The 10,375-nt window shown below is 59.3% G+C and carries 10 protein-coding genes; 4 read left to right on the top strand and 6 right to left on the bottom strand.

Going from position 1 to position 10,375, the window contains the following annotated elements; all coding sequences use genetic code 11:
* The first annotated feature begins 27 nt into the window (after positions 1-27).
* Complete coding sequence (gene speG, locus B7L71_RS10490; RefSeq protein WP_139790116.1) at positions 28-564, top strand: spermidine N1-acetyltransferase; 537 nt, start codon at positions 28-30, stop codon at positions 562-564.
* Between the two features lie 84 nt (positions 565-648).
* Here the strand turns inward: speG and B7L71_RS10485 are convergent, their stop codons facing one another.
* The gene (locus B7L71_RS10485) at positions 649-1,269 is read right to left on the bottom strand and encodes a M48 family metalloprotease (RefSeq protein WP_081137790.1); all 621 of its coding nucleotides are present in this window, start codon (positions 1,267-1,269) and stop codon (positions 649-651) included.
* Between the two features lie 725 nt (positions 1,270-1,994).
* Positions 1,995-2,126 carry a hypothetical protein gene (locus tag B7L71_RS17885; RefSeq protein ID WP_016914735.1) on the bottom strand — a complete coding sequence of 44 codons (132 nt, stop codon included), beginning with the start codon at positions 2,124-2,126 and terminating at the stop codon, positions 1,995-1,997.
* Positions 2,127-2,278: 152 nt separating this feature from the next.
* On the opposite strand from B7L71_RS17885, the gene B7L71_RS10480 reads away from it, so the two are divergent.
* On the top strand, positions 2,279-3,991 hold the full coding sequence (locus B7L71_RS10480; protein ID WP_081137788.1) for a thiamine pyrophosphate-dependent enzyme: 1,713 nt from the start codon (positions 2,279-2,281) through the stop codon (positions 3,989-3,991).
* 64 nt (positions 3,992-4,055) lie between these two features.
* Complete coding sequence (locus B7L71_RS10475) at positions 4,056-4,883, top strand: alpha/beta fold hydrolase (RefSeq protein WP_081137786.1); 828 nt, start codon at positions 4,056-4,058, stop codon at positions 4,881-4,883.
* A 168-nt stretch (positions 4,884-5,051) separates the two neighbouring features.
* Here B7L71_RS10475 and B7L71_RS10470 read toward each other — a convergent pair whose 3' ends face one another.
* On the bottom strand, positions 5,052-5,987 hold the full coding sequence (locus tag B7L71_RS10470; RefSeq protein WP_081137784.1) for a cation diffusion facilitator family transporter: 936 nt from the start codon (positions 5,985-5,987) through the stop codon (positions 5,052-5,054).
* Between the two features lie 119 nt (positions 5,988-6,106).
* Between B7L71_RS10470 and B7L71_RS10465 the strand changes: the two genes are divergently transcribed.
* Complete coding sequence (locus B7L71_RS10465) at positions 6,107-6,622, top strand: GNAT family N-acetyltransferase (protein ID WP_016914730.1); 516 nt, start codon at positions 6,107-6,109, stop codon at positions 6,620-6,622.
* A 15-nt stretch (positions 6,623-6,637) separates the two neighbouring features.
* On the opposite strand, the gene nirD is transcribed toward B7L71_RS10465, so the two are convergent.
* The 3 genes from nirD to B7L71_RS10450 form a co-directional block, all read right to left on the bottom strand.
* Positions 6,638-7,024, bottom strand: a complete 387-nt coding sequence (nirD, locus tag B7L71_RS10460; protein ID WP_170919488.1) for a nitrite reductase small subunit NirD — start codon at positions 7,022-7,024, stop codon at positions 6,638-6,640.
* Between the two features lie 69 nt (positions 7,025-7,093).
* On the bottom strand, positions 7,094-9,610 hold the full coding sequence (gene nirB, locus B7L71_RS10455; RefSeq protein ID WP_081137780.1) for a nitrite reductase large subunit NirB: 2,517 nt from the start codon (positions 9,608-9,610) through the stop codon (positions 7,094-7,096).
* A 2-nt stretch (positions 9,611-9,612) separates the two neighbouring features.
* A partial coding sequence (locus B7L71_RS10450; protein WP_139790120.1) for an NAD(P)/FAD-dependent oxidoreductase occupies positions 9,613-10,375 on the bottom strand: 763 nt, incomplete at its 5' end.

Raw genomic sequence — 10,375 nt, 5'->3', positions numbered from 1 at the left:
AGAGTGCTTTAGCCGCTCAGAGACGAATTGATCAGCGGTTCCCTAAGGGCGCTGGAGCGCAACGACCTGCGTTTCGTGCATGAGTTGAATAATAACCAGAGCATCATGTCGTACTGGTTCGAAGAGCCCTACGAGTCCTTCGATGAGCTGGAAGAGCTCTATAACAAGCATATTCACGATAACGCAGAGCGCCGTTTCGTTGCCGAAGACAGTAGTGGTAGTGCGATTGGCCTGGTGGAGTTGATCGAAATCGATTACATCCACCGTAGCGCCGAGTTTCAGATCATCATTACGCCAGAGCATCAGGGCAAAGGGTTCGCACGTTCGCTGATACGGCAAGCGCTACACTACTCTTTCACCATATTGAACTTGCACAAGGTCTATCTGATCGTCGCGGTAGAGAATGTCAAGGCCATTCACTTATACGAGGAAAGCGGTTTTATCGAAGAAGGGCATTTGGTGCAGGAGTTTTTCATCAATGGCAAATATCGCGATGTAAAGCGTATGTACATCTTGCAAGAGCGCTATCTGGCCGAACTCGAAGCGCAACAACCGAAGGATTGAGCCAGAACTAGGCCTCCATGATCGTTACCAGGCATAGGCTGCCCAGTAACGATCAAATTTGCCGCGTCTCGTGGCCAAGCTACATTAGAGCTGGGCTTCCAGGCGGTCGGCGCGATCACCGGCAGCGGGGTGGCTGGAGAAGACGCTACGGCTATTGCCATACTTGGCCTCGAGCTTGCGCAGCGCTGAAACGGAGGCTTCTGTATTCAGGTCGTGGCGGCGCATGAGTTCCAGGGCGAAGTCATCGGCTTCGTTTTCCTGGCGCTGGGAGAACTGAGCATTGACGAGTTTCTCACCCAGCGCACCCAGCTCGGAACTGGAGAGTGCCGCTGCGGTGGTGCTGCCGCTTGCGGCAGCTGCTTCACGCGCGGCTGAGGCGGCATAGGCGACTTGAAAGGCGCGCCTGGAGTGGCCGAGCACCACATGGCCAATTTCATGAGCAATCACGTACTGTACTTCTTCGTCGCTCATTTCATCCATCAAACCGCTGTAAAGCCGGATAGCGCCGTTGGGCACCGCAAAGGCGTTGATTTCATCACGCAAGTAAACGTCATATTCCAGCGTGCTGCCATCGACGGTTTCCCAACCTTGAGTGAGATTAGCCAAACGCTGCGCGTACTCACTATCGCCAGGAGCCACCTGGTTTTCAGCATCCAATTGCGCAATCGTTTGATCGCCGATTTGCTGCATTTGCTGATCCGACATGGTGGCCTGTCGTTCCTTCTTTTATATGACTATTCCAGTTTGCATAATGCTTACTGCTGTTTAAAGCGAGGTAATGTTAAATGAATTTTTGATGTGTCTCTACCCAAAGCCATCTTTATTGTGCTCTGTGCGAATTCATAACAGGTCAATGAACCTGACGATCAGAGGTTCAAAATGAATAAAGAGGTGTCACGGGCAACGTGCTGGTAATGAGAAAAAGGGAAGTGCGGTAAAAGAAAACGCTCCTGCGTGACGTATCTATATATACGCACTGGCGGAGCGTTTTGGGGAGCCGTATGGCAAGGGTTATTGCTGGCGCATATAGTCGGCCAGGGCATCGAAGGCGGCACGCTGTTGCAGTGCGCGGGTTGCCCATACTTCCATGACATCGGGGTTGGCTTGGCTACGGGTAGTCGGCATGGCACTTACTCCTGGAGCAGAGGTTAATGAGTCGTTTTTGTTATACACAGCCTGCGTTGTGCGTTGCAGCAAGTTAGCTGTGATATGAATATTATTCGCTTTTGAACGAGCTGGCTAGTCCAAAGGGTGTAGGTGTTTTGCCATAGCCCGTAAGCGATTGCTTACATGTCAGTCTGAAATGCTCCTATTTGACTGAATGGAAAAGGTTTTCATAGAAAAAGAAGCCGACAGGTCATGTCGGCTTGGGGTGTTATCTTTTCGTCTAAAGGAGGGAGAGAAATACAGAAAAGTCGGGCGGCCGCGTGCTACTGATCGGACTGCCGCTGATCGACATAAGCACTGACGGCTTCATTGGCGGCCTGCTGCCACTGTGCGTATTGGCACCAGAAGTTGACTACTTCCGTATCCTCGTTCGTTAGATCCGTTGATAGTGTCATTGCGTACTCCTCTTGGGATACCGCCTATTCATTATAGACGTCTTTTGCTGCAATGCAGCATTTGCTTTGCGTTCATCCATTCGGCAAAGCCGCGTCACAGCAGCTAGGCTTAAAGGAGTGCCTAAATGTCATCGTCGCGAAAGGAGTCGCAAATGAGCGCAAATGTAGCTGAAATCATTGTCGAAACACTGCAAGACGCCGGTGCCAAACGTTGTTATGGCGTGGTAGGGGATACGCTGAATCACTTTACCGATGCCCTCCGGCAGAGCGATATCGAATGGATAGGCGTTCGCCATGAGGAAACGGGCGGCTTTGCAGCAGGAGGAGAGGCTTATATTACTCAGGAGCTGGCGCTATGTGCCGGTTCCTGTGGGCCTGGCAGCCTGCACTTTGTCAATGGCCTGTTCGATGCCCACCGTAATGGCTCCCCCGTGGTATTGATTGCCTCGCAGATATCACTGGGTGAAACCGGCAGCCAGTTTCCTCAGGAAGTCGATCAGAGCGCCATTTTTCAGCAGTACAGCGTGTTTTGTGAAACCGTGGTATCGCCGGAGCAGGCGCGCCGCATGGCTGCCTTGGCTGCCCAGGCCGCCCTTACCAAGCGCGGGGTGGCGGTGTTGATCGTGCCCGGCGATATCATGACGCAAACGCCCGATAGCACCCTGGGCTACCGTACCCACCGTTTCAGCTACTCCGTGCGCCCGAGTGCCGAGGCGCTGGTGCCCGCCGTCGAGCAGCTCAACAAGGGGGGCAATATCACCATCTTTGCAGGCGCAGGCTGTGAAGACGCCCGCGAGCAGGTCATGGCGCTGGCAGAAAAGCTCCAGGCGCCGATTGCCTGGACCTCTCGTGCCAAGGACTTCATGGAGTACGATAACCCTCATCAGGTAGGCATGACCGGCGTATATGGTCTGGAAGGTGGCTACCATGCCGTCGCGGAGTGCGACACGCTGTTGCTGCTGGGATGCAATTTTGCCTTCAGCCAGTTCTACCCGGAGCGCGCCTGTATTCTTCAGGTAGATGTGGACCCCGCCCAGATAGGCAAACGTTACCCGGTGGATGTGGGCATCGTCGGCAGCACTCGGGACACCTGTGAAGCGCTGTGCCAGGTGGTGCAACCCAATACGCACACCCGGTGGCTGGAAAAATGCCGCAAGCGTTATGCCAAGTCGCTGGAAAAGTCGGCTCATCAAACCAGGGATAACGATACGATCCACCCACAAGAGCTGACCCTGGCCATCGACCGGCACGCGGCCGACAACGCCGTGCTGACCGCAGACACCGGCAGTGTCAACGTGTGGATGCTGCGCCATATCCGTGCCCTGGAGGGCCGCCGCACCCACTCCAGCCTTCAGCATGGCACCATGGCGAACGCTTACCCGCAGGCCTTGGGGATTCAGTTGGCCTACCCCCATCGCCAGGTGATTGCCATGTGTGGCGATGGTGGCCTGACGATGCTCATGGGCGATTTACTCACCCTAGTCCAGCAACGAATCCCGCTCAAGATCGTGGTGTACAACAACAGCTCCCTGAGCTTCGTGGAGCTGGAGCAGAAAGTGGAGGGGCTGTTGGATAGCTACACAGAGCTGCAGAACCCCGACTTTGGAGAAGTAGCCAAGGCCATGGGGCTGTGGGGGCGCCGGGTAGAGCAGCAGTCGGAGCTGGACGTGGCCATCAGCCAGTGGCTGGCTCAACCTGGCCCCGCGCTGCTGGACGTAGTGGTCAACCCCATGGAGCTGGTCATGCCGCCCAAGGTAGAAGCAGGGCAGGTCGCCTCGACCGCGCTGTACTCGGCCAAGGCGGTGTTGAGCGGACGGATGGATGATGTGGTGCATCTGGTCAAAAGCAATTTCCTGAAGCGCTAGCACGGCAGTGGCATGCTATGTTGTCAGCAGCTCACACAACACTGACAACACAAAGAGCCATGCCATGACCTCACACTCGGATGCAGTGACCGTTCATGACCGCTGGGTAGATACCCCCAGCGGTCGTCTGTTTACCCGCACCTGGCAGCCGCGCCATGCACGCTCGGCGGTGCCGATTCTGCTGTTTCACGACTCGCTTGGCTGTGTGGAACTATGGCGCAGCTTTCCCGCCGCCCTTTGCCAGGCCACGCAGCACCCAGTCGTTGCCTACGACCGTGCGGGTTTCGGGCGTTCTGACGCTCGATTGGCGAAACCGCCCCATACCTTCATCGAGGACGAATACCGGCAAGCGGTTGCAGCACTGCTGGAGGCGCTGGCAATTACCCACTTCATCGCCCTAGGGCACAGCGTAGGAGGCTGCATGGCCGTTCACTGTGCAGGCCAACAGCCGGAGCGTTGCCGAGGCTTGATCACGATCGCCGCGCAGGCGTTCAACGAACCGCGCACTCGTCAGGGTATCGAAGCGGCCAAGGAAGCGTTTCAACAGCCCGACCAGTTTGCCAAGCTAGCCAGGTACCATGGCGACAACGCGCGCTGGGTGCTCGATGCCTGGATCGACACATGGCTGCACCCCGACTTTGCAGAGTGGACGCTGGTGCCCGCACTCGAGCGCGTGCTGTGCCCGACCCTGGTACTGCACGGCGAGCGAGACGAATATGGCTCCCACCGCCAGCCAGAACGCATTGCGCGCTACACCCACGGCCCAGCCCACTGTGACATCCTGCCAGGCGTCGGCCACGTTCCCCATCGTGAAGCAGAATCCACGGTAGTGGCCTTGATCGAGGAGTTTGTCACCCGCCTGACGCTCGAAGTAAGCGTTACGAATGCGTGAACGTTTTGATCACTAACTTTGCTTGCTAACTATTGTTGCTGCCTCTACCAGGGTCTTCCAGGCTGAACCGATGATAACGCTAATGTTTAACTTTTTTGGGTTCAAGGAAGGAGCACCGCATGAAGAAGTATTGCTGGTGGATACCCTGGGCCGTATTCGCGATGTGCTTCAACGCGCTTTTTCTATCAGCATGCCGCAGGAGGGCGCCGCCCAGCGGTGATCGGAAGTAAAGACCACATCGCAGACCACCGGGGAGTAGTGCCGACGCACCTCCTGGTCGATGCGTTGGCGCAGGGCGTCCTGCGTTTTCAAGGACAGGTTGGGCAGGTGCTCTGGCAGCACCACGTGCACGATCACGTACAGCAATCGACCTGGGCGTACCATCCGCACGCGAACCTCCTCGGTATCCACGTCTGCCAGGCCACGGGCCACCGCCTGGCGCACGGGGGCAGCAACGCTTTCCTCGGGTGTCTTGTTTAGTAGCTCGGCCAGCGCTTGTGAGGCCATGCGTACCGGCACGCCTAGGCAAAGCACCACAACGGCAATGACCAGTACCGAATCCACATACGGGAGCAGGGTTTGCCAACCCAGGTGGTCAAATACCAGAACCAGGCAAAAGGCAGCCAATACGGCGCCTGAAATCACGCTGTTGACCACCCAGTTGAGCTTGTCGGCGGCCACCAGCGGGCTGCTGACACGCTTTTGACTGCGGTGCATGACCCAGGCCGTCAAAGAGCACGCCGCGGTGGCAAACAGGGCATACAGAACTGCCAGCCCTGCTGAAATGGCGCGTCCCCCGGTCAGCAGTGCTGCCACCGCATCGACCAAGGCAAAGATGGAAACGCCCAGAATCAGCAAACCTTTGCAAAGATTAACCAATGACTCGAAGTAGCTGTAGCCGAACGGGTACGACTCGCTATCCGGACGGCTGGCGAGTTTACTGACCTTGATGGTCACCAGCGCTACGCTAAAGTAGATAAGGTTGAACAGGCCGTCCAACAGAATGGCTTGAGAATTCGAGGCCAGCGTGGCGATGATGCCCGCACAGCCGATCAAGAGGGCCATGAAGGCGGAAAAAGCCAGGGTCGAGGCTTCTGTTTTCATGAACTGATGGCTCCCATGCCTACCTAATCAAGAGGCTGGCAAGCATAGCAACAGGTTGGCCGGCAATGTCAGCGATTTCTTGCGGAATTGCCCGTACGCCCCCAGGGAAGGTGATACTCATGCAACATGCCCATGACGTGGCCTTTGATCTGCTCACCCCAGAAGATGCAATCGACTTGCTGCATTTCGAGCTAGCCGAGCGCGTCTGGTTCGAGCAGCATATCGAAGCGCGTCCAGAGCGCTTTTACACGCCGCAAGGCGTGGCTCAGCACATCGTCGAGTGTCTGGCGCTCCATGCTCAGCGGCGGATGAGCCCCTTGATCGTCCGTTGGCGCGGCAGGATCGTAGGCCGGGCCAATCTGCGTGATATCGACAACGGCCAAGCCCGCGTCGGGTATCGCATTGCGCAAGCGGCCTGCGGTCAGGGGCTTGCCCATAAAGCGCTCCACCGCCTGATCGAGGATGCCCGCTGCCTGTATGGCATCACCCGCCTGGAAGCCATCGTGGCAGAAGAAAACGCTGCCTCCAGGCGGGTGCTGGAGAAGGCGGGTTTCCGTGCGGAACAGCGTTTGACGGCTTACTCGACCGTATTGGGCAGCCCTCGGGATTGCCAGGTGTTTTGCCGCCGTTGGTGAAGCGTGTGGCTCACCTTACCCCTTTATCCACACCTCCTCCCCTTGGAAGCGTACCTGCCAGGTACGCAGCCTGATGGTGTCATCTTCCACGCACAGGCCATCCTCTAGGCGGAAGTGCTGTTTATACAGCGGGGAGGCCACGACGGGCTTGCCCTGCAGGTCGCCGACGATACCTCGGGCGATGACATAGGCGCCTGAGAAGGGGTCGCGGTGGTCCAGGGCGTAGAGTTCGTGCTCGTGGCCAGGTACGTAGAAAAGCGCCACCTGGGCGGGGCCTTCCGGCGTATCCAGCCAGGCGGCCACGCCTGAAAAAGCGACCAGGTCGGCCCTGGTGCACAAGGGCTGCCAGGTATTCGCGCTGGCAGTGGTGCTTATATCAGTGCTGGTGTCTGTACTCGGCATGGGGTCTGTACTGGACATTGTGTGCTGTGCAGTCGCGGTCATGGCGATTCTCGTGGCGGATGGGCGAAGTTATACGGGGCGCAGCTGGCCACGCTCGGAAGTCATGATGATCGACGGGTCGGGACGCTGGTCGTTGACGAAACTGCGGAAGCGCTTGAGCTTTTCCGGGTCGCTGATGGCGTTGGCCCACTCGCACTGGTAGCTGTCCACCACGTGCTGCATCTGGCGCTCCAGCTCAGCACCGATGCCGAGGCTGTCTTCCAGAATCACGTCTTTCAGGTAGTCCAGCCCGCCCTCCAGGTTTTCACGCCATACCGAAGTGCGCTGCAAGCGGTCAGCTGTGCGGACGTAGAACATCAGCAAGCGGTCGATGGTGCGGTAGAGCTGTTCGTCATCCAGGTCCGTGGCGAAGAGTTCCGCGTGACGTGGGCGCATGCCGCCATTGCCGCACACGTAGAGGTTCCAGCCGTTCTCGGTGGCGATGATACCGATGTCCTTGCTCTGGGCTTCCGCACACTCCCGGGTGCAGCCGGAGACGCCGAACTTGATCTTGTGCGGCGCGCGTAGGCCCTTGTAGCGGTTCTCCAGCTGAATCGCCATGCCGACGCTGTCCTGAACGCCGTAGCGGCACCAGGTGCTGCCCACGCAAGACTTCACGGTTCGCAGGGATTTGCCGTACGCGTGGCCGGTCTCGAACCCTGCTTCGATCAGTTCACCCCAGATGGCGGGCAGATCCTCCAGCCGGGCGCCGAACAGGTCGATACGTTGGCCGCCGGTGATTTTGGTGTAGAGCTGATATTTCTGGGCCACTTGACCCAATACCACCAGCTTGTCAGGCGTGATTTCCCCGCCCGCAATGCGTGGCACCACCGAGTAGGTGCCGTTTTTCTGCATATTGGCCATGAAGGTGTCGTTGGTGTCCTGCAGCGGCACGTGGGCGGCATCGGTAATCGGTTCGTTGAAGCAGGACGCGAGGATCGACGCTACGGCGGGTTTGCATATGTCGCAGCCCAGCCCGTGGGTATCGGCGTTACCGTGCCTTGCCATCAGCTCGCTGAACGTCTTGATGCCTTCCACGCGCACGAGGTCGTAAAGCTCCTGGCGCGTGTGGGCGAAGTGTTCGCAGATCGAGGTGTCTACCTCGACACCGCGGGCGGTCAGCTCGTGGTCCACGACACTTTTCAGCAGGGAAGTGCAGCCGCCACAGCCCGTGCTGGCCTTGGTGGCCCCTTTCACGCTGGCCAGGTCGCTGGCACCCTCGTCGATGGCGCTGCAAATACGGCCTTTGGTGACGTTATGGCAAGAGCAGATCATCGCCGTTTCCGGCAGCGCATCCGGGCCCAGCGCCGGGGCAGCGCCGCTTTGCTGAGGCAGAATCAGCGCAGCGGGCTCTTTGGGCAGCGGGATGCCGTTGGCGTAATACTGCAGCAGGGTGTCGTACACGCTGTTATCGCCTACCAGCATCGCCCCCAGCAGTTTCTTGCCATCGCTGCTGACCACCAGCTTGCGGTAGACCTGGGTGAGGGGGTCCAGGTAGCGGAACATGCGGGCTCCCGGGGTCTGGGTGCCGTGGGCATCGCCGATAGAGCCGACATCCACACCCAACAGCTTGAGCTTGGTGCTCATGTCGGCACCACTAAAGCAGGCGTCCCCGCCTGTCAGCGTCGAGACCGCCGTTTTGGCCATTTGGTAGCCCGGCGCCACGAGGCCAAAAATACTCTGGTTCCACAGCGCCACCTCACCAACGGCGAGAATGTTGGGGTCGCTGGTGCGGCACTGGTCATCGATCACCACGCCGCCGCGCTCCCCGATACGCAGGCCGCACTCACGGGCCAGCGTATCCTGGGGGCGAATACCGGCCGAGAAGACGATGAGGTCGGTTTCCAGCACCTTGTCATCCTGAAACACCATGCGCAGGCGGCTGGTGTCGCCGGGCTCGATGCGCTGCGTGGCCCGTTCGGTGAGTACCTGAACCCCCAGTGCCTCGATTTTTTCGCGCAGCAGCTCGCCGCCTTCGCTATCGACCTGCATGGGCATCAGGCGGGGCGCAAACTCCACCACGGCGGTGTCCAGATTCAGGCCGCGCAGCGCGTTGGCGGCTTCCAGGCCCAGCAGGCCGCCGCCCACCACTACGCCATTGGTGGCGTCCTGGGCGGCGGCGCGAATGGCGTCCAGATCATCCAGGGTACGGTAGACCAGGCAGCCGGGCTGATCGTTGCCGGGAATGGGGGGGACGAAGGGAAACGAGCCGGTGGCCAGGATCAGCTGGTCATAAGGGTAGGCGCCCTGGGCGGTGCGCACCGTTTGCTGCTCGCGGTCAATGGCGTTGACGGCTTCGCCACTGCGCAAGGTAATGCCGTGAGTGGCGTAATAATCGGCGTCACACAGGGCAAGAGACTGCGCATCACGGCCGCTGAAGTACTCGGAAAGGTGAACCCGGTCGTAGGCACGGTGGCGCTCTTCGCCAAAGATCGTCACCTCGAAAGTGGCCAGCGCACCGCTGTCGACGAGCTGCTCGACGACATGGTGACCGACCATGCCATTACCGACGATGATCAGTTTCTGTTTGGGATGTTGAGTAGACATGGCTAAGCCGCCTCGCGGTGTGAGAATGGGGAAGATGCGTGGGATGCCAGCACGGCCTGGGCATCCGCTGCGCCAAACAGCAGCAGATGGCGGCACGCAGTGAGATCGGTGGCGGCCAGCGCCTGTTCGAAGTACCAGGGCCCGTGCCGGGTATCACCGTATAGAATGGCGCCCTCCAGGCGTCCCTGATGCATCAGCAGGCGGCAGTAGTCGCCGTTTTCAGGGTCCAGGTAGTGCAGCGTGTCGTGGTGTGGTTCCGCCTCGGTGGGCCCGAACGCGTAGAGCTGCACGCCGCTGACCTTGAGCTTGGTGGCCGTGGGGGCTTCTGCATAATGGGCTGGCGTTTCGCCGCACAGTACGGCGGCCAGAACCTCGACCTGCCGCCAGATCGGTTCCACCAGCCCGTACGTGTGCTGTTCGAACTGGCAGCACTCGCCCAGCGCAAAGATGTGCGGGTCGGAAGTGGTCAGGTGGCCATCGACGAGGATGGCCCGCTCGCAGGCCAGCCCCGCCTGCTGGCCAAGGGCGCTGTTGGGGCAAACCCCCGCCGCCATGATGACGTGATCGGCGGGCAGCTGGCGCCCGTCGGCCAGCGTTACGGCACAGACCTGGCCCTGGCCGTCATCTTGCAGGCCGGTCAGCGTCACGCCGGTATGAAAGGTCATGCCTCGTTCCTGCAGGGTGGCTTCCAGCAATTTGGCGGCGGTGGTATCCAGTTGGCGGTTCATCAGCCGTTCACTGCGCTGCAGCAGGCTGACACGCAGT

This window comes from Halomonas sp. BC2, from assembly GCF_002078115.1.
GTDB classification, from domain to species: Bacteria; Pseudomonadota; Gammaproteobacteria; order Pseudomonadales; family Halomonadaceae; genus Vreelandella; species Vreelandella stevensii.
Note: the sequence above shows the minus strand (reverse complement) of the source record. Positions and strands in the feature narration are given on the sequence as shown.

Coding starts and splice junctions, on each gene's coding strand:
- B7L71_RS10485 (WP_081137790.1), bottom strand. CDS start 1,269: ATGTCGGATCAGCAAATGCAGCAAATCGGCGATCAAACGATTGCGCAA.
- B7L71_RS17885 (WP_016914735.1), bottom strand. CDS start 2,126: ATGACACTATCAACGGATCTAACGAACGAGGATACGGAAGTAGTCAAC.
- B7L71_RS10480 (WP_081137788.1), top strand. CDS start 2,279: ATGAGCGCAAATGTAGCTGAAATCATTGTCGAAACACTGCAAGACGCC.
- B7L71_RS10475 (WP_081137786.1), top strand. CDS start 4,056: ATGACCTCACACTCGGATGCAGTGACCGTTCATGACCGCTGGGTAGAT.
- B7L71_RS10470 (WP_081137784.1), bottom strand. CDS start 5,987: ATGAAAACAGAAGCCTCGACCCTGGCTTTTTCCGCCTTCATGGCCCTC.
- B7L71_RS10465 (WP_016914730.1), top strand. CDS start 6,107: ATGCAACATGCCCATGACGTGGCCTTTGATCTGCTCACCCCAGAAGAT.
- nirD (WP_170919488.1), bottom strand. CDS start 7,024: ATGCCGAGTACAGACACCAGCACTGATATAAGCACCACTGCCAGCGCG.
- nirB (WP_081137780.1), bottom strand. CDS start 9,610: ATGTCTACTCAACATCCCAAACAGAAACTGATCATCGTCGGTAATGGC.